Annotated in this window: 24 protein-coding genes, 1 tRNA gene and 1 pseudogene; 14 read left to right on the forward strand and 12 right to left on the reverse strand. The window is 56.3% G+C overall.

Going from position 1 to position 26,695, the window contains the following annotated elements; genetic code table 11:
* Positions 1-33: 33 nt before the first annotated feature.
* The gene (locus KL786_RS19460; RefSeq protein ID WP_109636033.1) at positions 34-252 is read right to left on the reverse strand and encodes a hypothetical protein; all 219 of its coding nucleotides are present in this window, start codon (positions 250-252) and stop codon (positions 34-36) included.
* 528 nt (positions 253-780) lie between these two features.
* Here KL786_RS19460 and KL786_RS19465 point away from each other — a divergent pair.
* The 3 genes from KL786_RS19465 to KL786_RS19475 all read left to right on the forward strand — a co-directional run bounded on the left by KL786_RS19465 (position 781) and on the right by KL786_RS19475 (position 3,372).
* Positions 781-1,446, forward strand: coding sequence for a DUF2076 domain-containing protein (locus tag KL786_RS19465; protein WP_142580015.1), 666 nt, complete (start codon positions 781-783; stop codon positions 1,444-1,446).
* A 1,260-nt stretch (positions 1,447-2,706) separates the two neighbouring features.
* Positions 2,707-2,892: a hypothetical protein gene (locus tag KL786_RS19470; RefSeq protein WP_142580013.1), complete on the forward strand. Its 186-nt coding sequence runs from the start codon at positions 2,707-2,709 to the stop codon at positions 2,890-2,892.
* 111 nt (positions 2,893-3,003) lie between these two features.
* Entirely contained in the window at positions 3,004-3,372 is a 369-nt protein-coding gene (locus KL786_RS19475; protein WP_215518655.1) for a DUF5064 family protein, read from the forward strand.
* 43 nt (positions 3,373-3,415) lie between these two features.
* On the opposite strand, the gene KL786_RS19480 is transcribed toward KL786_RS19475, so the two are convergent.
* From KL786_RS19480 to KL786_RS19495, 5 genes are all read right to left on the reverse strand, one after another.
* Positions 3,416-5,176: a SulP family inorganic anion transporter gene (locus KL786_RS19480; protein ID WP_215518656.1), complete on the reverse strand. Its 1,761-nt coding sequence runs from the start codon at positions 5,174-5,176 to the stop codon at positions 3,416-3,418.
* Positions 5,177-5,225: 49 nt separating this feature from the next.
* Positions 5,226-6,047 carry a polyphosphate kinase 2 gene (ppk2, locus tag KL786_RS19485; RefSeq protein WP_215518657.1) on the reverse strand — a complete coding sequence of 274 codons (822 nt, stop codon included), beginning with the start codon at positions 6,045-6,047 and terminating at the stop codon, positions 5,226-5,228.
* 42 nt (positions 6,048-6,089) lie between these two features.
* A complete protein-coding gene (locus KL786_RS29890; protein WP_286675743.1) occupies positions 6,090-6,212 on the reverse strand; it encodes a hypothetical protein in 123 nt (40 codons plus the stop codon).
* Between the two features lie 16 nt (positions 6,213-6,228).
* The gene (locus tag KL786_RS19490) at positions 6,229-6,750 is read right to left on the reverse strand and encodes a hypothetical protein (protein ID WP_252193781.1); all 522 of its coding nucleotides are present in this window, start codon (positions 6,748-6,750) and stop codon (positions 6,229-6,231) included.
* 144 nt (positions 6,751-6,894) lie between these two features.
* Positions 6,895-8,457 carry an MltF family protein gene (locus KL786_RS19495; RefSeq protein WP_142580010.1) on the reverse strand — a complete coding sequence of 521 codons (1,563 nt, stop codon included), beginning with the start codon at positions 8,455-8,457 and terminating at the stop codon, positions 6,895-6,897.
* A 194-nt stretch (positions 8,458-8,651) separates the two neighbouring features.
* On the opposite strand from KL786_RS19495, the pseudogene KL786_RS19500 reads away from it, so the two are divergent.
* Positions 8,652-9,557 (forward strand): annotated as a pseudogene (locus tag KL786_RS19500) (tyrosine/phenylalanine carboxypeptidase domain-containing protein); the annotation flags it as partial.
* A gap of 581 nt (positions 9,558-10,138) precedes the next feature.
* On the opposite strand, the gene KL786_RS19505 reads toward KL786_RS19500, so the two are convergent.
* Entirely contained in the window at positions 10,139-11,101 is a 963-nt protein-coding gene (locus tag KL786_RS19505; RefSeq protein ID WP_142580008.1) for an AraC family transcriptional regulator ligand-binding domain-containing protein, read from the reverse strand.
* 67 nt (positions 11,102-11,168) lie between these two features.
* Here KL786_RS19505 and KL786_RS19510 point away from each other — a divergent pair, with 67 nt between their 5' ends.
* The 4 genes from KL786_RS19510 to KL786_RS19525 all read left to right on the forward strand — a co-directional run bounded on the left by KL786_RS19510 (position 11,169) and on the right by KL786_RS19525 (position 15,483).
* Entirely contained in the window at positions 11,169-12,026 is an 858-nt protein-coding gene (locus KL786_RS19510; RefSeq protein WP_142580007.1) for a sterol desaturase family protein, read from the forward strand.
* Positions 12,023-12,616, forward strand: coding sequence for an NADPH-dependent FMN reductase (locus KL786_RS19515; RefSeq protein ID WP_142580006.1), 594 nt, complete (start codon positions 12,023-12,025; stop codon positions 12,614-12,616). The genes KL786_RS19510 and KL786_RS19515 overlap by 4 nt, the downstream gene beginning before the upstream one ends.
* Before the next feature lie 736 nt (positions 12,617-13,352).
* Positions 13,353-13,484 carry a YHYH domain-containing protein gene (locus KL786_RS19520; protein WP_123722178.1) on the forward strand — a complete coding sequence of 44 codons (132 nt, stop codon included), beginning with the start codon at positions 13,353-13,355 and terminating at the stop codon, positions 13,482-13,484.
* 577 nt (positions 13,485-14,061) lie between these two features.
* Positions 14,062-15,483 carry an IS1182 family transposase gene (locus KL786_RS19525; protein WP_142580091.1) on the forward strand — a complete coding sequence of 474 codons (1,422 nt, stop codon included), beginning with the start codon at positions 14,062-14,064 and terminating at the stop codon, positions 15,481-15,483.
* Between the two features lie 186 nt (positions 15,484-15,669).
* Here the strand turns inward: KL786_RS19525 and KL786_RS19530 are convergent, their stop codons facing one another.
* From KL786_RS19530 to KL786_RS19545, 4 genes are all read right to left on the reverse strand, one after another.
* Positions 15,670-15,945, reverse strand: coding sequence for a hypothetical protein (locus tag KL786_RS19530; RefSeq protein WP_142580090.1), 276 nt, complete (start codon positions 15,943-15,945; stop codon positions 15,670-15,672).
* The gene (locus tag KL786_RS19535; protein WP_215518658.1) at positions 15,942-16,922 is read right to left on the reverse strand and encodes an integrase domain-containing protein; all 981 of its coding nucleotides are present in this window, start codon (positions 16,920-16,922) and stop codon (positions 15,942-15,944) included. The genes KL786_RS19530 and KL786_RS19535 overlap by 4 nt, the downstream gene beginning before the upstream one ends.
* A gap of 988 nt (positions 16,923-17,910) precedes the next feature.
* On the reverse strand, positions 17,911-19,239 hold the full coding sequence (locus tag KL786_RS19540; RefSeq protein ID WP_142580087.1) for a tyrosine-type recombinase/integrase: 1,329 nt from the start codon (positions 19,237-19,239) through the stop codon (positions 17,911-17,913).
* A 163-nt stretch (positions 19,240-19,402) separates the two neighbouring features.
* Positions 19,403-19,487 (reverse strand) — tRNA-Leu (locus KL786_RS19545).
* A 108-nt stretch (positions 19,488-19,595) separates the two neighbouring features.
* On the opposite strand from KL786_RS19545, the gene queA reads away from it, so the two are divergent.
* The 6 genes from queA to KL786_RS19575 all read left to right on the forward strand — a co-directional run bounded on the left by queA (position 19,596) and on the right by KL786_RS19575 (position 25,669).
* A complete protein-coding gene (gene queA / locus KL786_RS19550) occupies positions 19,596-20,645 on the forward strand; it encodes a tRNA preQ1(34) S-adenosylmethionine ribosyltransferase-isomerase QueA (RefSeq protein WP_215518659.1) in 1,050 nt (349 codons plus the stop codon).
* Positions 20,646-20,650: 5 nt separating this feature from the next.
* Positions 20,651-21,766 (forward strand): tRNA guanosine(34) transglycosylase Tgt, encoded by a 1,116-nt coding sequence (tgt, locus tag KL786_RS19555; RefSeq protein ID WP_032858353.1) that lies wholly within the window; start codon positions 20,651-20,653, stop codon positions 21,764-21,766.
* A 43-nt stretch (positions 21,767-21,809) separates the two neighbouring features.
* Positions 21,810-22,148, forward strand: a complete 339-nt coding sequence (yajC, locus tag KL786_RS19560; RefSeq protein ID WP_032858314.1) for a preprotein translocase subunit YajC — start codon at positions 21,810-21,812, stop codon at positions 22,146-22,148.
* A 62-nt stretch (positions 22,149-22,210) separates the two neighbouring features.
* Entirely contained in the window at positions 22,211-24,079 is a 1,869-nt protein-coding gene (gene secD / locus KL786_RS19565) for a protein translocase subunit SecD (RefSeq protein ID WP_215518660.1), read from the forward strand.
* 9 nt (positions 24,080-24,088) lie between these two features.
* Positions 24,089-25,003, forward strand: a complete 915-nt coding sequence (secF, locus tag KL786_RS19570; protein WP_215518661.1) for a protein translocase subunit SecF — start codon at positions 24,089-24,091, stop codon at positions 25,001-25,003.
* Positions 25,004-25,126: 123 nt separating this feature from the next.
* Entirely contained in the window at positions 25,127-25,669 is a 543-nt protein-coding gene (locus KL786_RS19575; protein WP_032858310.1) for a glycine zipper 2TM domain-containing protein, read from the forward strand.
* 206 nt (positions 25,670-25,875) lie between these two features.
* Here KL786_RS19575 and suhB read toward each other — a convergent pair whose 3' ends face one another.
* The gene (suhB, locus tag KL786_RS19580; protein ID WP_003175971.1) at positions 25,876-26,691 is read right to left on the reverse strand and encodes a type III secretion system regulator SuhB; all 816 of its coding nucleotides are present in this window, start codon (positions 26,689-26,691) and stop codon (positions 25,876-25,878) included.
* Between the last annotated feature and the right edge of the window lie 4 nt (positions 26,692-26,695).

The raw sequence follows: 26,695 nt of genomic DNA on the forward strand, positions 1-26,695 counted from the left end.
GAAAAACCCGGCTCACTGGCCGGGCTTTCTCTCCTATCTCCTATCGTCTGAAAGCGGTGTCTGTTCATCCGCCTCTGGGGTAGTCCTCTCACCAGGATCCTTCCAGTCTTCTGGACGATCATCGCTTGGATTTTTCAACGGATCGTATTTGTTCGGATCATCTGGATCTAGCGTCGGCTCATCTGAACCTGGCTCAGGCTTGGATGGAACAGAACCTTGTGTTTGGTTTTGAAAACTCGAATCGGTAGACATACCCACCTCACCAATGAGGTCCAGCTTTTCTGGGCCGTAATAGTTTGAATTTGGCAGGTGAAAAGTGTGCGACTGAGCAGATGAGCGGGCAGTAAAAAGTCCAGCGGGCGGCTGGGCTTTTGGAGTTGCACGGACTTGCCCCCCATCTGCATCACAACTGACCAGTCATTTGCAGCCGACTTGACCAGCGCACGTGGGAATGACGACCGGCAGAAATCGGTCATAAGTGACGAAACCATCCAGCAGTGAGTCGCTGACTCCGCGTGGTTTCGAACTTGCTTTGAACTACCGCCGCCTTCAATAGACTCTTGAGGGCGGCGGTAGCTTGGCTGGGAAGTCATTTCCCCTGTGGTCAGAAGTGCTCCTGCACTCTTTTGAGGCCGTCATGTTCTGAAAAAATAATGTCACTGGAAATATTTATCCAGCGCTTGATCGCGTGTTGAAACCTCTTGAAATAGCTGTTTTTTGACATCGCAGAAGCCGCTTCTGATGATGCGTGCACCTGCCATAAGGCATTGAGTAGACATTATGCAACCTGAAGAGAAGAACCTGATTGATGGACTTTTTGCCCGCCTGCATGCTGTTGAGGGGCAATCCGCACCGCGAGAGCCCCAGGCAGACGCATTGATAAGGGAGCACGTTGCTCGTCAGCCCGCAGCCCCCTATTTCATGGCGCAGGCCATCATCGTGCAGGAAAATGCTATCGAGCAGTTGGACGCTCGCATTAAAGAACAGGCAGCGGAGATTGAAGCTCTCAAGGGTGCTCAGAATGCTTCACAGCAGAACAGTGGCGGTTTCTTGGCAGGCCTGTTTGGCGGTCGTAGCCAGGCTCACCCAGTTGAGAACCGGCCGGCCAGTTCCCTGGCTGGCAATACCGGTGCACAAAGCTCACTTGCCAGCGGGCGTTTCGGACAACAATCAGGTGCAGGACAGCAGCCAGGGTTCGTCCAACGCGGAGCGCCGGCGCAAGGTGGCGGCTTCCTTTCGGGCGCCTTGCAAACGGCCGCCGGTGTTGCTGGAGGGATGGTGCTTGGTAACATGTTGATGGGTATGTTCCAAGACGATGGTGCTGATCAACTTGCTAGCCAAGCACCTGTAGAAGAGCCACCAGTGGCACAGGAGGAACCCGCAGCAGATGACTACTATGCTGACGAGGGCTTCTTCGGTGGCGGGGAGGACGACGAGTTTGTTTGATTTCGCAAAATGAGCTAAAGATGCCGGTCTTAATGACCGGCATGTTTTTTACTCGCCCAAACGTTTCCAATGTTCGTCAAATTGAAGCTGGGAACGCCTATTAAAGATGTGACCCATGAGGACATGGTTGGAACTGCCATCTGGAGGTCCGCTTTGGGTTGTGGCTCTGCCTTTTGCCACCGGCAGCTTTGGGTCCAGAGTGTGTAAAAACGCTTCGCCAGATTTTAAGTGTGCGCGTCTACGTTAAATCTGAAATTTATCGGCACGTCAGCAGATGTGGGTTTCGCGTAGAAGCGCGATTTTCAGTCCGGTTTTGAGTACCTGTCGCGCTCAAAAACGTTTTTACACAGCCTCGGTCAAAAGCGGTCTCTCGTCCGCTGACATCTTTTTTATGGACAACACGATGTATTTCCCACCCGCGGCTACGACCAGTTTAATGGTGCGAGCCGACACAGCGCTCAACCTGGATCGTCCTCAGAATCGAAGTCGCCGTATTTGACAGGAAGTGCCGCCCACGCCGCTAAGAGCTGCTGCTGATGCTCAACGACCTCATCCCACTCAGGGCTACATCCTTTGTTCTCCCTCAATAGCCGACGCAAAGTTTCCGTGGCCTGCTCGTAAGCACGATGGACCTCGATGGCTTCCTTTAAAAACGCTTCTCGCCGGTGCAATAAAAATCTCCAGAACAAGAAGGTAAGTATGAGGAGGCGGCAACAATTCAGCTGACAAACGTAGCATTGCCAGAGGCCGGCCCTGATGGGAAATTTATAAACGTGTCCCAGCTTTCGTAGGCATCGTACTGCCTCTTGCTAGCAGCGTCCCAGTCGGGGCCTGAAACACATCTGGCTGAGACCAGCATCATCATTCCCATCGTGGCAGCGTCCAGTTCCATTAAGAGTTTATGTGACTCGATTCTGAAGTCATCGATAGATGCCATTAGCTTTGCCTCGGAGCGGAGTTCACCGCTATTAAGAAACAACTGCTCCTCGGGCGGTGGAGTGCGGAGACGGCAGATAATTCATACCGTCTGACCGCTGGCCCACTGGCTCACCTACCGCTCTGGGTCGACTTCGGCCAGTCGCGACAGGCAGAAGTCGGCCAAAAGCAGTTCGCCAGCCATTAAGGCAATCTAGACACAATCAGCTTGGTCCGACTATCGGGCAGCAATAGGTAACCCCTAGCTTTCACCTAAGCTCTTACCTAATGCGATTACATGGAGAGAATCTAAGCCACTTGACCTTTCAAAGCGTGGAGATTCCGATGATCAAGCATTTGAGTCCTATTTTTTTGATTGCCGCTACCATCTGTCTCGGTGGTGCGTCCTGTCACGACCAAAAAGAAGAGGATAATTTGCAAAACAAGCAAACGATGGATGGCAGCCCAGCTCGCACGGGAATGGGAATTATCCCCCGACAACAAATTCAACCCCGAATGAACAGAAGATAGTCATCCCGGATGCAAGACTTGAGCGCTGCGAGCGTGTCGAGGGAGTTCGCTGATGAGACGCCCTAACCTAATTTTTTTATAGGGCTATCCCCCCAAAAAAAGGAGCATCCTATGTTTACCCCAGGTCGTCTTCATCGTTCCAGCACTTCTGGCAACGCGGGAGTCCCGGAATACAGCATTGATGTCATCTATGAAGTTCGTCGCGACCCAAAGGAAGGCATGCTGATGCACTTCAAGATGGTTGGAGAAGTATCAGGTCGCAGCTTTACTGAAGAATTCGATATGCATCGCGACACTGCCTTCAACTTTGCCAGCCGAGTAGCCAAGACTGCGGTCAAGCATGGAGTACCCGCCAATGCCAGTCTCATCATGCGCGGGCACAAAGAATACGACGCAATGTTCGAGGGTATTCGCGACAAACTCGGCGTCCAACCGGGCGAGCCGGTCAATCTTGATAACGCTGAGAACGACCGTCGCTGAGTGACTCCTGTACTACTCAGTAAGCCTCGTCCTGCCGAACCGGCTAATCCACTGGATGAATCAAGAGATAGCTGCTGACTGCATCATCTATGGTTGGAAAGAACGCCGTTTCGCCAAACCGTGCGAAAAGCCCGAATCGCTTCAGCTTGTCCTTGACCGGGTCCTTCATCTCGGCCACGCACAACTTGATGCCCGCCGCGTGCAAGGTGTCGTCCAGTTCAGCCAGCATGTCAGCCGAGGTCACGTCCACACTGGTGACGGGTTCCGCCGCAACGACCAGCCAGCGTACCGGCGTAGGCGATGCCGCCACGGCGTCGAGCACTCGGTCGTTGAACAGTTCGGCGTTGGCGAAGAACAACGGCGCATCCCAGCGAAACAGCACCAGGCCAGGTATAAGGTGCGCGTCCGGATAGCGCTGGATGTCGTGGTAGCCCTTGACGCCCTTGGCTTGACCCAGCACTGCGGAATACGGTCGCCAGCCATCCCATAGAAATTCGATGACGGCTATTACGATGGCCATTCCGATGCCCTCAATCGCGCCAAATACAGCCACGCCGAGGGTGCACATGATCGACAGCCAGAACTCCCAGCGCTGGATGCGATAAATTCGCCGCAGGTCGGCGACTTCAATCAAGCCAATGGCTGATGCGATCACCACCGCTGCCAATGCGCTGTTGGGCAAACTCTGCAACAAGTTCGGCGCCACCATCAGCAGCAGGGCAACTGCCAACGCGCCGACAACGCCGGTCAACTGGGTTTTGGCGCCTGCGGCTTCAGCCACGGGGGTACGTGAAGAACTGCTACTGATTGGAAAGCCCTGGAAAAATCCAGCCGCCAGATTGGCAAAACCGAGCCCCGCCATCTCCTGGTTCGGGTCCACGCAGGTACGGGTCCGCGCTGCATACACACGAGAAAGCACACTGGTGTCGGCGAACGACACCAGGGCGACGGCACAACCGCCGATGAGCACGGGGACAATATCAGCTCGGGTGATCCAGGGGATGGCGAAGGCAGGTAAACCTTGTGGAAGAACACCGAGCACCGACACCCCGGCGCGGGCGCCAAGGTCCAGCACACCGACGGCGACAGTCGCACCGACCACTGCGATCAAGATGCCCGGCACCCGTTTGTGGGGTTTGAGCAGAAGGATCACGACCAAGGTGGCTGCGCCGATCATGAACGCGGACCAGTTGGTCTTTCCTTCCATTACCGCGGTGGCGATGGCCCACAGGTTTCTCCCCGGCCCGTCGGACTCTATCGAAAAACCGAAAATCTTGGGTAATTGGCTGATCAATACGGTCAGCGCGATGCCGTTCATGTACCCGTAACGGATGGGTTTAGACAGCAACTCCGTAATGAAGCCCAAACGCATGATGCCCGCCAGGATGCACACAGTTCCTGAAACGATCACCATCATGCCCGCAAGGGCTACGGCGCGATGCGGGTCGCCGCCCGACAGAGGAAGGACGACAGCAAGGATAACGGCGGCCAATGACGAGTCCGGGCCCAGCACCAGAATCCGGCTAGGCCCGAACAATGCATATGCGAGTAGCGGAACGATGGTCGCGTAGAGGCCATAGATGCCGGGTACGCCCGATGCCACGGCGTAGGCTATGCCCACGGGCACCAACATCGTGGTGAGCACCAGTCCGGCCATGATGTCGTGACGCAACCAGGCAACCTGATACCCGCGCAGCGTGCGGAGTCCAGGAAGCCAGCGGCCCCAGCCGGTCTCGTCGCCGGCATCGCGACGTGCAACTCGGCCCGGTTCCGGGGCGGGAGGCGAAGAATCCGAATGGCTCATAGGACTGTGGCCCGTTGGTGTACAGCGCAGATTCGCTTATACGTGTCCGTCAGAATTTTTCGGGAACTCGTCGGTGCGGATAATCCGGGTCGCGATAGCCACCAGGCTTCTGCCGCTTGGGCAATATCACCTCCTCGCGTGCGACATCCTTGTACGGGATGCGGCTGAGCAAATCGGTGATGATGTTAAGGCGCGCCCGGCGCTTGTCGTTCGAGTTGGCCACCACCCATGGGGCATGTTCGGTGTCAGTGGCCTTGAACATGTCGTCACGCGCGCGTGAATAGTCATACCAGCGGCTGTATGAGTTGAGATCCATCGGGGTCAGTTTCCAGATTTTGCGTCCGTCCTTGATACGTGCCTGAAGCCGGCGGGTCTGCTCGTTTTCGCTGACTTCCAGCCAGTACTTGAGCAGGATCACGCCTGAGTCGACGATTGCACGCTCCACCAGCGGCGTTGTCGTCATGAAACTGGCAACCTGCTCTTTGGTGCAGAATCCCATCACCCGCTCGACGCCCGCCCGGTTGTACCAACTGCGATCGAAGATCACCACTTCGCCAGCCGCGGGAAGGTACGGCAGGTAGCGCTGGACATACATCTGGCTTTTCTCTCGTTCACTCGGCGCCGTCAGCGCCACCACCCGAAAGATACGGGGGCTCACGCGTTCGGTGAGCGCTTTTATCGTCCCTCCCTTGCCAGCGCCATCGCGCCCTTCGAAGACGATACAGATCTTGATGCCCTTGGCTTTTACCCACTCCTGCAATTTGACAAGTTCGACGTGCAGGCTGCGCAGTTGCTCAAGATAATCCTTGTTCTTCAGTTTCAGGCTTTCAGCAGAGTGGCTCTTGGGGGCTTTTTTCTTGTCTTTTGCCATGATCGAGACCTCACCAATAAACAGCGTAGGGTTGCAATCTGTTCATCCACCGAGCGCGATGATCGCGGTGATCAGAACAGCACCGGTGACTGCCAACGCAATTGCGCCTTGCCACGGTTTTGCGCCAGCGTATTTCGCGAGTACCCAACCGGCGATGAACAGCACTGCGAGTCCGACCAGGTTAGAAACGCGTACGGCGAGCGCCGTCCGATCCAGCACCAGAAACGGCACCACAAGCGCAATGTCTAGAGCGCCACCAGCAGGAAAAACCCACGCCCCCCTTGAAATCATCCCTAGCCGAGGCCGGCGGTAAGGGCATAGATGAAAACTCGAGCACACGGCGACGCAACGATTCCAGATCATCCGTGCCGACCACTGCCGCGAGACGAGGGGGTAATGCCTCAGCAATGAGCGCTTTTCCGGTGACTGCATCAGTCGCGCCGCATAGACTTGCGCGTAGCGTGCGGTTGCGCACACGCTCGATCAGGGTTCGCAGTAAATACATCACGGCGTCCGCGAATCCCCAGGCGAGGTTGCAACCCAGCGCGGTGATCATCATCGTGCGTTCCGACTCCCGGCCAGACGTGGCCACGCTGATGGTTCCAGTGAAGGTCATTGCCATGAGCAGGCCGAAAATGACCTCCGTGACACGATCGACCGGATCAAGTACACGGGCCCGCTTTGGCTCTCCAGTGCTTTGCATCCGCTCATCCTCGCCACACCTGCGTCAGCGTGATGCCCTCGTAAGGTTCGCAGACCTAAGCACGGGGCTTTTTTCCAGGGCGTTCTCAACCCAATTCAGTGTAGGTTGAAAAGATTTTTTCGCTCCTGTGGTCACATTGGTCAATCAAGGCAACTCTTTGCTCTGGTCTTTCAACGTCTGCGCAGCCTCGGCTTTCGCCGCATTGGCTTGCATGATCAATTGGTAGGCAATGTAGTATTTGTAGATATTACTGACGTAGGTAACCGTCTCCGCACCGATCTTCTCGGCGGCAACGTACTCAACATTGTGAAACCAGACGTTCGGGTCCAGCCCACGGAGGGTGGCTTCTTTGCGAAGTTTGGAAATCCTGCCCGCCCCTGCATTGTAAGAAGCGAAGGCGAACAAGGCCTTGTCCAGATTGGTCATGGGCTCCTTGCCATAATACTGGTCGATCATCCAACGCATGTACTTGATCCCGGCGTTAATGTTTGGCTCGACTTCAGCAATGTTGCCGACGCCGAGTTCCTTGCCGGTGGCGGGCATGACCTGCATGACACCGATGGCCCCCACCTTGCTCTTGGCTGCCTGATTCAGTTGAGATTCCTGGTATCCCTGGGCGGCCATCAGCAACCAGTCCACATCATATTTGTCTCCGTACTGCTGAAAGTACTGAACCAATGCGATAAATTTCTTGCGTTCGGACTCGGAGACAGAGGCCTTTACATATTTTTCGCTTCTAAAAAAACGCGTCAGGATCATGTTTCCGATGGCGGTCCCCTGACCGTGACGAGTGATGAAATCATTGGTGAAGGCCTGCAACTGCGGACTGCCCTTGCGAATCGCCCAGGCAATCTCCCCTCCGGTGCGTAACGTGACGTCGTCATGCACCGTGATAGCCGGGAAGACCTTCTTCCAGAAGTCCGCTTTATGCTTGTCCACGACGATGAGAGGAATCATCCCGGCGTTCAGCATCTCGATCAGATCCTCGTCTTCCAGGGCCTCTGGTGCTTCCTTGAGGATGACCGCAGGTTTGTTCTCGCCGGCGAAACGCTGGTTGAGGGCCATCAGGCTCTCGTAGTAACTGGAGGATTTGCGAACGAAGACCACCTGCCCCGCCAATTCGTCCACGCTGGACACCGCGGGCGAGTCGGGACCGGAGACCACCACCTCGCTGACGTTGCGATAGACAGGTGAAGTAAAATCAACCAGTTGCTTGCGTTCCTCGGTCACGGTCAGGTTGGACGCCGCAATATCGCCTTTGCCGGCAGCCAGCGCCGGCAGCAGTTCATCCCGTGCCACAGGAATGAGCACCACCCGCACTTTCAGCGCCTTGTGCTTGAGCTTTTTATCCTTGGCCAGCTTCTTGTTCAGATCCTCCTCGAATACACGAAAAAAATCGTAAGTCGTTCCGCGCTGGACACCTCTGTCGACAAAATAAAACGTCTTGCTGTAAACCGTCAGGACTCGAATGATCTGTCGATCGATCATCCCGTCGAGATCACCGGTCCACGGCTTCATTGCGCTCTCGGTCGGGAGGGTGAGTTGCTCACGCAGCGGCGCCTCGGGGGGCGCCTTTGCCTCGGCTGCAGCATCAATCGCGCCAGCGAAAAGTGTGAACGCTAGGACCGCAAGGATGTGAGTGATCGGCACTGAGCGTGCAGAGGGATGAGCCGTAAAATGTGTTACCCAACCGCGGATTCCCAACATGATCAGTGCTCCACACGTTGTTTGGGTCTGACGTGTTCCAACTGCTCCATCCTGAGTTCAGCCCTGCCCGGATGGCCAAGACCATACATCCGCAAGCACACAGAAAAGCTTAGTTCAGACTTGCCTATCAGCACGCGATGCATCGCCAGCGACTACGCTTTTACGATTGAACCTTGTCTCCCAAGGAGATTTCTGTGAGCGTCGCTCCCCTGTCCGAACTGGATGCCGCTCTACCCGGTCTGGTCCGCAAGATCCGCGTGTTGGATGCCTTGTCCTGGCCGGATGGGGTCGAGGAAGTATTCCTGACACGCTGGCGCGCCGGGCAGGCGAAACTGCCCAAGATCGAGCTGCGCCCGCGCGACCACAGCGCCGACATCGCCGCCCTCGAAGCCTTTATCGGCCGCTGCGATGAGGACCATCCGGCCGGGCGCCACCTCGCCATGACGGCGCGCAGCTATGCCACGGCGGGGCATATGCTCGGTGCCATCGGCACACCCGCCTTTACTCAGTATTCGTCAGCGCTGTACCGGCACCCGGACTTCTACTACTCGCGCCTGAAACTAAGCATGCTGGACGCGGCCCAATTCCTCCTCAAGACCACCGATGCCCTTCTGGGCGGAACCCGGATTCCACCGAGCCCGGCGGAAATTCCGGCCGAGGTCTTCGCCGCCTGGATGCAACCGGAACTCGACCGCTTCTTCGGACCCGCCCGGATCACCGTCGTGCTCGATCCGACCCTGGCCGCCAAGGCCATCGCCGGGGCCAGTCGCATCCGCCTGCGTGCCAGTGCCCTGTTCTCGGAACCGGACAAGAACCAACTGTTGCAACATGAGGCCTTCTTGCATGTCGCCACGGCACAAAACGGCGCGCTGCAACGCAACCTGAAAAGCCTGGGGTTGGGGGCGCCACGCACGACCCAGACTCAGGAGGGCATCGCCACCCTGGCCGAGCTGTTCACCGGCAGCATGGACATCAACCGCCTGCGCCGCCTCGCCCTGCGCGTGCTCGCGGTCCAGCAGGCGCTGGATGGTGCCGACTTCATTCAGGTATTCGAAGGTTTTCTCGTCGCCGGTCAGTCACAGAAGCAACCGGTCAGGACGGTCAACTTTCACCTTGTCGCAGTCGGTGATAACACCCCTGTCGATTGATGTGGGCGAGCACTTAAACATTGAAAGCAGGCGCCAGGAGTGGGGTGCCGCCAGCAACGACCACTCGCCAGTTCACAAAAGCTGCGCATTGCCGATAGCTGCCCGTCGTGAAGGGCTGAAATCGGCCGATTCTGTTGAAAAAGTCGGATTTTCGAATCGGTGAGAAATTGAACGATGAAAGCTGCGTTTTAGTACGCTTCTACGTAAAGCCCGAGCCCGAGCGAAAATGCAGGATTTCAATCGCAGGTTTTTACTTTTTCGGCGTAAGAAAATTTTTAACTAAGGAAGGATCTAGGCATGTCAGATGTGTGCGGTATTTGCGGTCGAAAACTGGGCCTCGAAGACGATCCACTTTCAGTCGATTGTGGCGGTGATTGCTGGGGTTGCATTGGGCTAATTGAGGCTGACCTTGGAAATGCCGAATCGTCAGTCAGAGTGAAGGAAGAGTCTGACACCGGTGTGCGTCCAGGCAGAGCCAAACCAGGTGATTTGTGAGGTAACGCTGTCGTTCCGAAAAGTTCGGGCCCGCCACATTACTTCCTGTCACGCCATCGACTTCGGGCGTGGAGATACGCCGTCAAATCGCTGTAGCCTAGTTGAGCTGCAATCTCCGTTAATGACTCTCCTTGCAATTCAAGATGCAGTTCCAATTCTGCGCGAATCTGATCGAGCAATTGTCTGAAGGTTGTACCTTCCTCTTCCAGTCGTCTCCGTAAGGTCCTTGGCGTCTGGTGCAGCGCCTTCGCCAGATTGTCCAGATTGGGAGTTTCACCTCTCGCTAGAGATCGTCGCGCTCCTTCAGCAACCTTGGCTGACCAACCGCTGAAATTCCGATGCGCGGCGATCCGTCGATCCAGTTCCTGGGTCAATAACTCAAGCATCCCGTGATGATGTGTCTGCATCGGCAGGCTCAAGCTTCGAGCGTCGAAATAGAAGCAGTTAATCGGACAGTCAAACTCGACACGGCCCCCAAACCATTGGGTGTATTGCTTGTAATACGACGGACGAGAGTGAGTAAATCTTGCCAGGACCGGCTGCACCTGCTGCCCTGTTCCCCGCCGTAACTGCGCGATGGACATTGCACCGTAGTGCTCAATGACATAGCGCGCCAACTCACTGGGCGCATCGACGCACAGCTCGATGCCGACGCCGTTTTCATCATTGAGCAGTCTCACCGTGTCCGTGTCCGCCGCAAGCCGCGCGTACCGGGCCCAAAGCTTCATGGATGATAAAACGTCGGGGCTGTACAAGCACAGATAGGCCAGGACGTGCCAGTCCTGAGGCGTGAATAGCGTGAACAGTTTCAACCCGATCGCCGGATCGATGCGCGCCGCCTCGCGCCAAAGCTGATCCAGCTCGATCAGGCTGTAATCCCTGTTTTCTCTCAAGGCCTGGCTATCCAGGAAACGCTCCAGCACCTGGCCCAATTTGCCGCGATGAAAGCGCAGGGGGGAACGATTGACCTGTTCTCGCTCAATTTTGTCCGTTTCGCGCATAGGGATGGCTTACTCGTTGGCTTCTAATGAAAGGGCATTGCCCGCAGGGGCCTGAATCGAGAGTGCCATGAATACAATAATGCTCGCCAACAATCCTTCCGTAATAGTGGCCGGGATATTCCTCGCCTTCATCTTGCTGGAACTTGCGTGTTCTTCGCTCCGACACCCGTCGAGCGGGAAGCGTGACGTACTGATCGAAGTCATAGGCTCCGGGATTCTAGTTGCAATCACGTTCCCCAGTGTCATGTGGCTCAGTGGAAAAATCCTGAGCCTGGCTGTTCCGGAAATGAAAGGCGCCCTGGCCAGCATTCCTTGGATCGCAGGGTTCGTGTTGTTTCTAGTACTGGATGACATGACTCAATACTGGTGGCATCGGCTGACACATCGGGTCCCGGCACTTTATGCGCTGCACCGCGCTCATCACTCCGCGCCCTACATGAGTGTCCGCATCGTTTATCGAAACAACAGCTTCTACTACATGCTGATGCCCGGCATCTGGCTGTCCGGCATACTGATCTATCTAGGACTTGCGCATATTTACTATGTTTATCTGATCCTAAAGATGATCGTCATCTTCGCAGCGCACAGCAGCGTTGCGTGGGATGACAAACTGTATGGCATCCGTGTGTTGCGTCCTATTGTCTGGGTTCTGGAGCGAACGATCTCCACCCCCTCCACTCATTCAGCCCATCACGGCTTGACTGCCGAGGATGGTGTCACGCATTACAAGGGCAACTTCGGCAACCTGTTGTTCTTCTGGGACATCCTGTTCGGTACGGCCAAAATTACCCGCCGGCGTCCGCCCTTATACGGTATCGAACACTTGTCACCGATCAGTTGGAAAGAAGAGTTGTTCTGGCCCATCGTGCGTTCACGCCGTGTCGCCCCGAAAGCACGCAACGCTAAACAGAAGGTGGCGCAATGAGCCGTCATATCGTTCTGCTGTCTGGATCGAATAGATCAAACAGCCAATCACTCAAAGTCGCCAAATATTTGCGCGACCGATTAGAGCAACTTGGTCTTTGTGATTCAGGCGAACTGCTGAACTTGGCTTCCAGTCGGCTACCGCTGTGGCCAGAAGAAGACATTGATGGAATCTGGAATGTCCAGCAATCCATCCTTAAAAAAGCTACCGCACTGATCGTGATCAGTCCGGAGTGGAATGGCATGGCTTGCCCGGCGCTGAAAAATTTCTTTTTGTACGCAGGACTCGGTGAACTTGGACACAAGCCAGCGCTCCTGGTGGGGGTTTCGGCTGGGCTCGGGGGAGCCTATCCAATTACTGAATTGCGTGCTTCGAGCTACAAAAACAGCCGGATCATGTATTTGCCTGAACAACTCATCATAAGAAATGTTGAATCGATGTTGAATAGCGAAATTCCCTCAGACGAAAATGATGTTCGCATCCGCACACGTATCGACTGGGCTTTGCATTTACTTTGTCAATACGATGATGCCTTGCGCACGATACGAACTGCAATCAAACACCCACCTGAGTTCTCTACGGGGATGTAAAACTGTAGCACCTCAACGAATTGAATAAATAAACCTTGCGCTAATGTGTGCATTTCAACCAAGTCGATGTAAAAAACATTCAATATTGAGCCAGCAGAGTATTGCATCGACGGGTTGAATCCACAGTCGTTTTCTGCTCGTCGCGAAGGGCAGTCATCGACCGATTCTGTGGAAAAAGTCGGCCATGGTTTCCACGGCAGAAAAGTACGCGCTTGAGATTGAATTCTTTACTTTGAGCAGAGGATTCCGTTCTCAGATTTCGCGTAGCTGCGCGCAAAAAAGGCATTTTCAGCAGTCAGTGCGCGGGCAGTCTGGAAGGACCGACTTTTACAACACAATCGACCCAAAGCCTACATTCAGTTTGAGTCGCTCAATCGCTGGCTCAGAGGACAGTGTCGTCACGTAGAAATACAAGGCCGCAATCGCAGCCTTGTTTATTTCGGAGTGTTACTCGTGCGAATGGCCGCGCTAGGCACTCTCGGAGGTTGTGCCTTTTTCGCCACTGCTGCATGAAAGCGACGAGTTTCCCGTTTGTAGGGGATTTTATATCCCCCCTAGGGAGATGTGGGGCCATCCTAAACCAGAGCCAGTGGTAGCTAGAAGTAGGCGCTCAGCCGTTCATCTAATGTTGGGAAGACAGTTAGGAAGTCGCTTGCCCAATGAAGGCAATTAGCCATACGCTGCGAAGCGTGAGATATCTCACGGATAAAAAAACATGATCATGGAGCAAGCCCTGATGAAACTGTCCGCCATTTTGATCGCCGCTTTACTTTCGATTACGTCCGTTGCTGTCTTCGCGCACAGTGGCGGTACTGATTCAAAAGGTTGCCATCGCAACCATAAAACGAACGACTACCACTGCCACTAAACAGCAAGATCACACCTTGTGGCTGGGCCGCAAGCTGGCATTCTCACATTTGTGGAGGCCAGTTAAAGAAAGGCTTCTTCCATGCGCTTCAGACTTTAAAGTGAAGGGCCGCTTTTGGCCCAGAGTGTGTAAAAACGTAGTCGATCAGCAGCAACGTATGCCTCTGAGGCAAACCCAGTTGCATGTAGATGCCAGACTAAACGGAAGCCATCAAAAAGAGGGGGCGTTTAGAACCAGTGCTCGTTCATTTTCGAAAGAAACTCTGGGTTAACCGGCACGTTGGATGCTGAACCGATGACTGAGTCAATCCCACACTTCGGACACAAGGCGGTGGTATCCAAGTCGACCCACTCTGTGATTTCTACGGGGAAAAACACACTTAAGCAGTAAAAACAGCCACAACGATTACTTGCTTCAATTTGTTTGCGGTGACTTTTACAAAATTGGTGTGCTGAAATTACATCCATGCGTAAGCCCTTCAATTCCAAATTCAGTAGCATATCGTGCTTACATCACAGTACGTGAAGACGCGGCTATCGTTGCTATGATTGCCCAAAGTGTTAACGCAGGATTGCCCATGAAACGTTTCATTCAGGGTGAGCATCGAGGCCAAAGCACCTTACTGCCCGAAAGCCTCGACGATTACGTCACGGATACCAATCCGGTGCGCGTAGTCGAAGTCTTTGTCGACGAACTTGACCTGGTCAAGCTGGGTTTTGAAGGCGTCATTCCAGCTGACACTGGCCGGCCTGCTTACCACCCCGCGATCCTGCTGAAGATCTACATTTACGGCTATCTCAACCGCATTCAGTCGAGTCGACGGCTGGAGCGAGAAGCCCGGCGCAATGTCGAGTTGATGTGGCTGACCGGTCGCTTGATGCCCGATTTCAAAACCATTGCCAACTTCCGAAGAGACAACAGCAAGGCCATTCGAGGTGTCTGCCGCCAGTTCATTGTGCTGTGTCAGCAGTTGGGACTGTTCGGAGAGAATCTGGTCGCCATCGACGGCAGCAAGTTCAAGGCGGTCAACAACCGCGACCGCAATTTCACCAGCGCCAAACTGAAGCGGCGAATGGAAGAAATTGAATCGAGCATCAGCCGTTACCTGACCGCGCTCGATGCTGCCGATCGACAAGAACCCACATCCTCGGAGCCCAAGGCCGTGCGGCTGGAAGAGAAAATCGCCAAGCTGAAGACGCAAATGAAGGAGCTTCAAGCGATCGAAATCCAGCTCAACGACTCGCCGGACAAACAGGTTTCACTGACCGATCCAGACGCCCGTTCCATGATGACGCGCGGCACTGGAATCGTCGGTTACAACGTGCAGACAGCAGTCGATACCCAGCACCATTTGATCGTTGCGCATGAGGTGACCAACGTCGGTTCCGACCGCGATCTACTCAGCTCGATGGCCAAGCAGGCCCGCGAGGCGATGGCGTCAGATACGTTGTCGGTAGTGGCTGACCGAGGTTACTTCAAAAGCGAACAAATCCTAGCTTGTCACGATGCAGGCATCACCGCCTATGTGCCCAAGCCGATGACCTCTGGAGCCAAGGCTGACGGGCGTTTCAATAACGATGCCTTCATCTATGATGCGGCAAAAAACGAATACATTTGTCCCGCTGGAGAGGCGTTGATCTGGCGCTTTTCCAGCGTTGAAAAAGGCCTGAAGTTGCACCGTTACTGGAGTTCTAATTGCCAGGGATGCGTGCTGAAATCGAAGTGCACACCGAGCAAGCAACGGCGAGTTCGGCGATGGGGACATGAAGCCGTACTGGAGCAAATGCAGAATCGGCTGAGCAACATGCCGGAGATGATGCGAATCCGAAAACGGACTGTTGAGCATCCCTTCGGGACGCTCAAGCAATGGATGGGTGCGACGCACTTTCTGACCCGAAAGCTTAACGGGGTAAGCGCCGAGATGAGCTTGAATGTGCTTGCCTACAACCTGAAACGGGTCATAAAAATCATCGGCACCACTGGCTTGATGAAGCGTTAACGGCGTAAAAACGGGTCTTTTTTGCCCCATCCAAAGGGCTTTAAGAGGTTGCTGAGCGGTCTTAACTGTTCCTGGAAACGTCACAGACTTGATCAGTTTTCGAAACGTAAGCATGGTCTCCTAGCGTCGATATAGAAAACCCAATCTGGCGTTTTTACACACTCTGGGCCGTTTTCTGACCTTCGCTTAGGGGGTGAACTGCCAGGATTTTCCTAGACGATGAGTGAGTAATTGCATGGTCAGCAAATAGTAATAGCGCGTCGATTCAGTGCGCTGGTTTAGATGGTGATTCAAAAACCATGCAAGGTGTTTTCTCTGCCAATTCCATGGATTGTCGCATTGCCAGCGCTCAGCGATCGCTGTTTGGATAGTCTTCGCCTGACGCAGGTGGCGTTGGCGTGTGGTGTGTGACCCGGTCAAGACGCCCGCCAGGAACAGCTCCATATCGAATGCCGTGTTCATGCTCGACCACCAATATAAGCCGATACCACGCCGATACGGCCGTGCCCCAGCTCATAGCTGATTTGTACTCGGGCCTCCTGATCGAGGTGTCGGTTGAGCTGATAGCAATGGCCACCGTTGATAGGCGCGGGATGATGGGTGATTTGCTCGTAACGTTCGCATGCATAGGCTGCCCGCAATTCATGGAAGCCTTTGAGGTTGTTCTTATGGAGGATGTCCCGTGCGGGGCCGACGATTCCCTGCAAGAAATCGAGGTAGCGTTCGTTCGGTGCAAGCAGGTTGCGGCTATGGTCGGGCGAGACCTTTTGGGCAAACCTCAGCGCGTCACGGATGTGATCATCCACAGTGATCCAGCGAGGTGCCAACGCGCCTGAACGGCCACCTTTGGTGCCATCCTGGATGTTGATCTTGCCGTAGCGTTCGGCCTCACGTTTTAAACGCGGTAGGTCGGCCAAAATCGCCTCGCGTAAGCGCATGCCGGTGGCTCGCGCCAACTGAGCGATAGCCGCCGCGCGCGGCATTTGGTGTTCGCGAAGTGCTTCGACGATGCGCATAACTTGCTCACGATCTTGGCCTTGGGGAGCGGTTGTGCGAACGGTGGTCCGCCGCATTCCTAACGCCTTGCTCGGGCTCGGCACTTTCACATATTGATCACCGCGAAGCGCGGCCATGGTCCGGTTGACGCTGGACAACCGGTTTTGCGCTGTGGCGATGGCTAGCTCACCCAACTCAACTTTTTGACGCAAGTGCCCGGCGTAGTCCAGCAAAGTCTGCCGATCAATCCGCCGCGCATCGTTAAGCCCTGGTCCATCCTCCGACCGACACCAGCGTACAAACGCCTGCCATCGATCACTGTGAGCTTTGACCGTGCCGTAATGCCCGCCGCCGAACATGTCTTTCAACGCCTGCGGCCCGGCGTAGCTCAATTGCCGGCCATAGCCAAAATTGCGCTCGTCCCGTTTACCGACCAACGCCATGATCAAACTCCTCTCGAAGTCAAAACGTTGAAGCTTTTCCCCACGTCATCCCGCCAAGAATGTTGAGTGTTATCAGGGATCAAGGCCCCTGCGACCTGTGAGGGTTGTCCACTAGCGCGGGACTGGCGGCTCTTTACGACCGGGAGCTTGGGCATCTCATGATCTGGTCTCCTGAACACCGTTACCGGTGGGCGGGTGGAGGCTGCACTGGCTGACGAGACCAGTGCCGCGAGATCCTGAGTCAGGTGAAGGCAGTGAAGCGATGACCGGGGCATGCCTGACTGTCAGTCAGGTGCAGTCCATCCCGTGGGCTGCGGTACCATCATCTGCATCGCTGTTGCTGGTGACTTCGGTGTTTGTCACGCCGATTGTCACGAGGGGAAATGCCGCAATGCCTTGTACGAGTTGGGCTGCAGCAGCGGTACGAGCGCCCGTCTCTTTCCGGGAGAAAGAGACGGGCGTAGGTTGGCGCAAGGAAATGGCCAAGCGGATAGGTTGCTGCAGGGCAGCTATGAAAGGGAATGAGTTGCCGCAGTGGGCACGCTGGTAAAAGTAGGCATCCATCACATCGCTGTGACCGTGCGAACCGCCGGACGCTAATCGCACTTTGGGAGAACCACCACGGTGTGGCGTAGCCTTAAAGGTTCTGGCTACCTGGGTTGCTGTCAACGACAGCGCTTTGCCCGATCTTTTCTACGCCTGTGGATAATTCGGGTCAAGGCTCGAATTTTCCGGAGTTCTGCGGCGGTGGATGAAATTATCCACCGGTGGAAATCTGTGGTTTTCCACAGACAGTTGCATGGGCTTTAGATTTTTTAAGTGAGGTCCATCCAAGCAGGGCGGCTTTGCAGCCCTGTTTGGATGGACCCGCGTGGAAGGCTGGGCTGTGGAGATCTCACCGACTTACCAGTGCTGGAATACGCCACGGTAGTTTTGCAAGGCGATGATGTTGTCGTCGACCGGGTCGAATTGGTGAGGCGTCACGTGATCACTGAGTCTCCGTTGAGTCTGTCTCGATAGGCAACTTTTGGAGGTGATCATCTTTGTGTGCATGAGATGCTGTTAGAGGCGGTGCAGAAGGGCGTGCGAGGAACTGATTAACGCGAGTATCAAATTGATCGCGAAGGTTGGCTGTAATGCCTTCTTTGAGGGCGTCGAGATAGTCTGCATACCACTGCATCATGATCCGACGTTGCGGCAGGTATAGGGCTTGATTGTACTCGCCAGAGATGCCGCCCTCGACGTGAGCCAGCTGGCTTTCGACATGGTCCTTCAGCCAGCCATGTTCGCGCAGCAGCGTGCTTGCGGTATGACGAGTGCCATGGCTGACGAGTCGTCCTTTATAGCCGATCTTGGCGAACACTAGGTTGATCGTGTTTTCACTGATGACTGGCTGCTTTTCACCATTGCCTGGGAATAGATACCGACTGCGGCCAGTGCTTTGGTTCAGTTTGGTAAGCATGGCGATCAATTGATGAGGTAGAGGGCTGACGTAGTCTCTGCGCATCTTCATGCGGGCGGCCGGGATGGTCCATATCCCTTCCTCAAAATCGATTTCCTCCCATTTTGCGTAGCGAACCATGCCGGGGCGGCTCGCCGTCAGAATTGTCATCCATGATGCAATCCTCGCTGGTAGCCGGCTGGTGGTCTTGCTTAAGGCCCGGAGAAACTCAGGTAGTTCGTGTTCGTGCAGATGTGGGTAGTGTTGAGTGGGCGGTGGCGCTATCGCAATGGCATGGAGTTCGGAGGCTGGATTGTGTTCGCACAGGCCGCGTGCAATGGCTTGACTGAAAATCTGTTTCAGCCAGGTCCGGGTCTTGTCCGCAACATTGAAGGCGCCTCGTTTTTCGATGCAGGCCTGCAGTTTTGCGCAGTCGCTTCGCGTGATGAGCTCCAGTTGCTTCTCGCCGAGAGCGGGCAGTAGATCCTTATCGAGATAGTCGCGGATCTTCTTCAGCGTCGCGCTGCTGCGGCCGGAGTCCGATTTGAATTGGTACCAGTACTCCGCGGCTCGCCTGAAGGTGTTGAGCCCGGCCTCCTGCTGTCGCAGTTTGTCATCGCGGCGTTTGGCGCCGGGGTTGGTGCCTTGCTTGAGTAGGTTGCGGCATTCTGCAGCTCGTTCACGGGCTTCCTGCAAGGAGATATACGGATACACGCCCAGTGACATGCGCGCCGCCCGCCCCTGATAGGTGTACCGGAAGTGCCAATACTTGCTGCCGTTGGGTTTCACCAGCAAGGCAAGACCCGAACTATCACTCAACGTGAACGGTCTGTCGGCAGGCTTGGATGCTTTGATTTGCAAGACGGTCAATGGCATCGCTGTACACCTCCGGTTCTCGAACTGGAATATGTACAGAAAATGTACCAAAAAGAGGTTGGCTTGCAAGAGATGGGGGTGGAACCCCAGAGACCAAAAAGCCCGCAGTTAGCGGGCTCTAGGGGTGTTACGTAGACGCTGGTAGTCGTCTATGTACTGCAAATGGTGCCCCGAGGGAGACTCGAACTCCCACTCCTTTCGAAAACGGATTTTGAATCCGCCGCGTCTACCAATTCCGCCATCAGGGCTCAATGGCGGCGAAGTATAGAGAGGTGATTACCGTTGGTCAATCACGTTTCATGGTCTATTTTCACTATTTCCGCTAGACTTCCCGGCCCTGCTAGACGAACCCCATCATGCGCGTTGCTGACTTTACTTTTGAACTCCCGGATTCGCTGATTGCTCGCCACCCTTTGGCCGAGCGTCGCGCCAGTCGACTGTTGACCCTGGATGGGGTCAGCGGTGCCCTTGCACACCGTCAATTCACTGATTTGCTTGAGCATTTGCGCCCGGGCGACTTGATGGTCTTCAACAATACCCGGGTGATTCCGGCGCGGCTGTTTGGCCAGAAAGCTTCCGGCGGCAAGCTGGAAATTCTGGTGGAGCGGGTGCTGGACAGTCATCGTGTGCTGGCCCATGTGCGCTCCAGCAAGTCGCCCAAACCAGGGTCGAGCATCCTGATTGATGGCGGTGGCGAAGCCGAGATGGTGGCGCGTCATGACGCGTTGTTCGAGCTCAGGTTTGCCGAGGAAGTGTTGCCGCTGCTGGAGCGTGTCGGCCATATGCCGTTGCCTCCTTATATAGACCGCCCCGACGAAGACTCGGACCGCGAGCGCTATCAGACGGTGTACTCCCAGCGCCTGGGTGCCGTCGCTGCGCCGACGGCCGGGCTGCATTTCGACCAGCCGCTGCTGGATGCGATTGCGGCCAAGGGCGTCGAGACAGCCTATGTGACCCTGCACGTGGGGGCCGGGACGTTTCAGCCGGTGCGTGTGGATAACATCGAAGACCACCATATGCACAGCGAGTGGCTGGAAGTCAGCCAGGACGTCGTGGATGCGGTCAACGCGTGCAAGGCGCGCGGTGGGCGAGTGGTCGCAGTGGGCACCACCAGCGTGCGTTCCCTGGAGAGTGCGGCGCGCGATGGCGTGCTCAAGCCGTTCAGTGGCGACACCGATATCTTTATCTACCCAGGCCGGCCGTTCCATGTGGTCGATTGCCTGGTCACCAACTTCCATTTGCCCGAATCCACGCTGTTGATGCTGGTCTCGGCATTTGCCGGTTACCCCGAAACCATGGCCGCCTACCAGGCCGCCATCGATAACGGGTACCGTTTTTTCAGCTACGGTGATGCGATGTTTATCACCCGTAATCCGGCGCCGCGCGGCCCAGAGGAACAACTATGAGTCGTATGTCGTTTGAATTACTGGCCACCGACGGCAAGGCCCGTCGCGGTCGCCTGACCTTCCCCCGTGGCACCGTGGAGACCCCGGCGTTCATGCCGGTCGGCACCTACGGCACCGTCAAGGGCATGCTGCCGCGTGACATCGTTGCCACCGGCGCCGAGATCATCCTCGGCAACACCTTCCACCTGTGGCTGCGCCCAGGCACGGAAGTGATCAAGAAGCACGGTGACTTGCACGATTTCATGAAGTGGCAAGGCCCGATCCTCACCGACTCCGGTGGCTTCCAGGTGTTCAGCCTGGGCGCCATGCGCAAGATCAAGGAGGAGGGCGTGACCTTCGCCTCGCCGGTGGATGGTTCCAAGGTGTTCATGGGCCCGGAAGAGTCGATGCAGGTCCAGCGCGACCTGGGCTCCGACATCGTGATGATTTTTGACGAGTGCACGCCGTACCCGGCCGATGAAGATGTGGCGCGGATTTCCATGGAGTTGTCGCTGCGTTGGGCCCAGCGTTCGAAGAATGCCCACGGCGACAACACTGCTGCGCTGTTCGGCATCGTCCAGGGCGGCATGCACGAAAGCCTGCGCAAGCGCTCGCTCGAAGGCCTCGACAAGATCGGCTTCGATGGCTTGGCCATTGGCGGCCTGTCGGTGGGCGAGCCCAAGCACGAGATGATCAAGGTGCTGGACTACCTGCCAGGCCTGATGCCTTCTGACAAACCTCGTTACCTTATGGGCGTTGGCAAACCGGAAGATCTCGTAGAGGGTGTGCGCCGCGGTGTGGACATGTTCGATTGCGTGATGCCAACCCGTAATGCCCGCAATGGGCATCTGTTCATTGATACAGGCGTGCTGAAGATCCGTAACGCGTTCCATCGCCATGATGATTCGCCGCTGGATCCCACCTGTGATTGCTACACCTGCCAGAACTTCTCCCGTGCTTATCTGCACCATCTGGACAAATGCGGGGAAATGCTGGGTAGCATGTTGAATACCATCCACAATTTGCGTCACTACCAGGTCTTGATGGCTGGTTTGCGCGAGGCTATTCAACAGGGTACATTGGCCGCCTTCGTCGATGCCTTCTATGCCAAGCGCGGGCTTCCCGTGCCGCCCTTGGACTGAGTTTTCCGACCCTAAGATTCACTATTTGCAACTGGAGTGCTAAATGAGCTTTTTTATCTCTAACGCTATGGCTGACGCCGCTGCACCGGCCGCTGCCGGTCCTATGGGCGGTGGTTTCGAGTGGATTTTCCTGGTCGGCTTCCTGGTCATCTTCTACCTGATGATCTGGCGTCCACAGGCCAAGCGCGCCAAAGAGCAGAAAAACCTGCTGGGCAGCTTGCAGAAAGGTGACGAAGTTGTGACCACCGGTGGTATCGCTGGCAAGATCACCAAGGTTGCCGATGCTTTCGTCGTCCTGGAAGTCTCCGACACCGTTGAAATCAAGTTCCAGAAAGGCGCCATCGCCGCCACGCTGCCAAAAGGCACGCTTAAAGCGATCTGAGTAACAACTTTTACCAATCGACGGGGCGCGCAAGGCGCCCCGCGTCATAAGCGGGCGGCGTGATGCTGAACAAATACCCTCTGTGGAAATACGTACTGATCCTGGCGGTGCTGGCGATCGGTTTTATTTATTCCGCTCCCAATCTCTATCCTGATGACCCTGCGATCCAGATCACTGGCGCCAGCACTTCGCTGCAGGTCAATCAGGCTGATCTGGAACGCGCGAGCAAAGCGCTCACTGACGCGGGTATCCAGGTCAAGGCGGCAACATTGGCAGCTGATGCGAAGGGCGGCTTGTTGCGCCTGACCAAGCAGGAAGACCAATTGCCGGCCAAAGATGTCGTGCGCAAGGTAATGGGTGATGACTATGTCGTTGCGCTCAACCTGGCGCAGACCACGCCAAAATGGCTGAGCAGCATCGGTGCACACCCGATGAAGCTGGGCCTGGACTTGTCCGGTGGTGTGCACTTCCTGTTGGAAGTGGACATGGACAAAGCCCTCGACGCGCGCATGAAAGTCTACGAAGGCGATGTGAAGAGCCTGCTGCGCAAAGAAAAGTTGCGTTATCGCAGCCTGCCGCAGCTCAACGGTGCCATCCAGCTGGGCTTTGCTGACGAGGCCGCCCGTGAACAGGCGCGTGCCCTGATTCGCAAGAGCTTTAACGATTTTGACATTGTGCCTGCCGACCTCAATGGTCAGCCGGTGCTGCGTCTGGCGATGACCCCGGCCAAGCTGGCGGAAATCCGTGAATACTCCATCAAGCAGAACTTGACCACGGTACGTAACCGCGTCAACGAGCTGGGTGTGGCCGAGCCTCTGGTTCAGCGCCAGGGTGCCAACCGCATCGTGGTCGAGCTGCCAGGCGTGCAGGACACCGCTGAAGCCAAGCGGATCCTCGGCAAGACCGCCAACCTTGAATTCCGCCTGGCCGCCGAGCCGGGTGCTTCCAAGGCCACTTCCGAGACTTTCGAGTTCCGTGAGGGCAATCGTCCTTCTGCGCAGATCGAGCGTAGCCTGATCATCACGGGCGACCAGGTGACAGACGCCAAGGCCGGTTTCGGCGAGCACGGTACGCCTGAAGTGAACATCCGCCTGGATGGTCATGGCGGCGAACTGATGAACCGCGCCACCCGCAGCAACGTCGGTCGCAGCATGGCGGTGATCTTCATCGAGCAACGCCCGGTGACCACCTACGTCAAGCAAATGGTCAACGGCGTCGAGAAAGACGTGCCGGTCCAGACCTTCAAGGAAGAGAAGAAGATCATCAGCCTGGCGACCATCCAGTCGCCGCTGGGTGCTCAATTCCGTATCACTGGCCTGAACGGCCAGGGTGAGTCTTCCGAGCTGGCCCTGTTGCTGCGTGCCGGTGGCCTGGCGGCACCGATGTACTTTGCTGAAGAACGCACCATCGGTCCAAGCCTGGGTGCCGACAACATCACCAAGGGCGTCGATGCGGCGCTGTGGGGCATGTTGTTTGTTTCCCTGTTCATCATCGCCATCTATCGCTTCTTTGGCGTGATCGCCACCGTTGCGCTGGCGGGGAACATGGTCATGTTGCTGGCCTTGATGTCGCTGCTGGGGGCTACACTGACCCTGCCGGGTATCGCCGGTATCGTACTCACCATGGGTATGGCGGTGGACGCCAACGTTCTGATCTTCTCGCGGATTCGTGAAGAGATCGCGGCGGGCATGAGCGTACAACGGGCAATCAACGAAGGTTTCGGCCGGGCATTTACCGCTATTCTCGACTCCAACCTGACCACTTTGCTGGTCGGCGGGATTCTCTTTGCCATGGGCACCGGCCCGGTCAAAGGTTTTGCGGTGACCATGTCCCTGGGTATCTTTACCTCGATGTTCACGGCCATTCTGGTGACCCGCGCAATGGTCAACCTGATCTATGGCGGGCGTGACTTCAAGAAGTTGTGGATTTAAGGGGCTGCCATGTTACGTACAATCAACTTCATGGGCGTTCGCAACATTGCGTTCGGCGTCACTGTGCTCCTTACCGTCCTGGCGCTGTTCAGCTGGTTCCATAAGGGCCTGAACTACGGGTTGGACTTCACCGGCGGTACGCTCATCGAGCTGACCTACGAGAAGCCGGCCGACGTTGCCAAGGTGCGTACCCAGCTGAACGAGGCCGGTTATCAGGAGGCCATCGTGCAGAGCTTTGGCGCGACTACCGACTTGCTGGTGCGCATGCCTGGCGAAGACCCGCAACTGGGTCACCAGGTGGCCGAGGCCTTGCTCAAGGTCGGTGGCGACAACCCTGCGTCGGTCAAGCGTGTCGAGTTCGTCGGCCCGCAGGTCGGTGAAGAACTGCGCGACCAGGGCGGCCTCGGCATGCTGATGGCGCTGGCCGGCATCATGATCTACCTGGCATTCCGCTTTCAGTGGAAGTTCGGTGTCGGTGCGATTGTCTCGCTGATCCACGACGTGATCGTGACCGTGGGCATCCTGGCGTACTTCCAGATTACCTTCGACCTGACAGTATTGGCGGCAGTGCTGGCGATCATTGGTTACTCGCTCAACGACACCATCGTGGTGTTCGACCGGGTTCGTGAGAACTTCCGGGTACTGCGCAAGGCGACGTTGATCGAAAACATCAACATCTCCACCACCCAGACCCTGTTGCGTACCATGGCGACGTCGATCTCCACCTTGCTGGCGATTGCCGCACTGATGATCTTCGGTGGCGACAACCTGTGGGGCTTCTCCCTGGCGCTGTTTATCGGCGTCCTGGCGGGTACCTACTCGTCGATCTACATCGCCAACGTGGTGCTGATCTGGCTGAACCTCAGCAGCGAAGATCTGATCCCTCCTGTCGCAACCGACAAGGAGGTCGACGACCGCCCTTGATGGGTGTTTGTTGATCCGCTGTTACAAAGAAGGCGTGAGTATTGAACTCACGCCTTTTTTTTTGCTCCAAGGCTGGGTATAGCGCGGACTTTTCAGTCCGCTTGTGATGGTCAGGAGGTTCACGTGAACAAGTCGTTACTGGTTGGTGCGGTATTGGGTGCTGTCGGTGTGACTGCCGGGGGTGCTGTTGCCACCTACAGCCTGGTAAAAAGCGGCCCTGAGTATGCGCAAGTACTGGCAGTGCAGCCGGTCAAGACCCAGATCAAAACCCCTCGTGAGGTCTGCAAGGACGTCACCGTGACCCGGCAGCGTCCGGTGCAGGATCAGCATCAAATCGCCGGTACTGTGGTTGGCGCCCTGGCAGGCGGCCTGTTGGGTAATCAGATTGGTGGCGGTTCTGGCAAGAAGATTGCCACCGTAGCCGGTGCGGTTGGTGGCGGTTACGCAGGTAACAAGGTTCAGGAAGGCATGCAGAACCGTGATACCTACACCACCACCCAGACGCGCTGTAACACCGTCAATGACATCAGCGACAAGGTTGTCGGCTATGACGTGCGTTACAACTTGGATGGCAAGGAGGGGTCGGTGCGTATGGAGCGTGATCCAGGTAGCCAGATCCCGGTGGATAAAGAGGGTCGCCTGATCCTCGGCCAGAATCAGCAGTAATACCAAGTCTGGCGAAGTTCAAAATGTGGGAGCGGGCTTGCTCGCGAAAGCGGTGGGCCAGTCAAATCTATCTAAACTGACACTCCGCTATCGCGAGCAAGCCCGCTCCCACATTTGATGTGTGTTGTCGCTGAAATCGAGGCTTGGCTAAATCCCAGGCATAAAAAAGCACCCCTCGGGGTGCTTTTTTGTGCTCGCTCGCTCGCTTAGCGCTTCAGCGATGCCGGCAGGTGCGGCTGGATCGCCGTCAATACTGCCTTGAAGCATTTGGTGTTGCCTGCAACCACGTGGCCCTTCTCCAGGAAGTCGTGACCGCCGGTGAAGTCGCTCACCAGGCCGCCAGCCTCTTGGATCAGCAGCGCGCCTGCGGCCATGTCCCACTCGGACAGGCCCGACTCCCAGAACGCATCAAAGCGACCGGCGGCCACGTAGGCCAGGTCCAGGCTCGCTGCGCCAGCGCGGCGGATGCCGGCAGTCTGGCCAACCAGGGCGCGGAACATGCCCAGGTAGTTTTCCAGGTTGTCCATCTGGTCGTCACGGAACGGGAAACCGGTACCCAGCAGGGCGCCGTCCAGGCTGGTGCGACCGCTGACGCGCAGGCGACGGCCGTTCAACTGGGCGCCACGGCCACGGCTGGCGGTGAATTCTTCCTGGCGAACCGGGTCGAGTACAACAGCGTGTTCCAGACGGCCACGGTATTTGCAGGCAATGCTCACGGCAAAGTGCGGGATGCCGCGCAGGAAGTTGGTGGTGCCATCCAGTGGGTCGATGATCCACAGGTAGTCTTCGCCTTCGCCGCTACCTTTGTGCAGGCCGGTTTCTTCACCGAGGATGCCGTGGGTAGGGTAGGCCTTGCGCAGGGCGTCGATGATTTTCTGTTCGGCGGCGCGATCCACCTCGGATACATAATCCTTGGCGTCTTTTTCGTCGACCTTGATGGTATCCAGGCGCTCGATGGAGCGGAAGATCAATTCACTGGCGCTGCGGGCGGCGCGCAGCGCGATATTCAGCATGGGCTGCATGGAT

Source organism: Pseudomonas sp. TAE6080, from assembly GCF_018732265.1.
Taxonomy (GTDB): domain Bacteria; phylum Pseudomonadota; class Gammaproteobacteria; order Pseudomonadales; family Pseudomonadaceae; genus Aquipseudomonas; species Aquipseudomonas brenneri.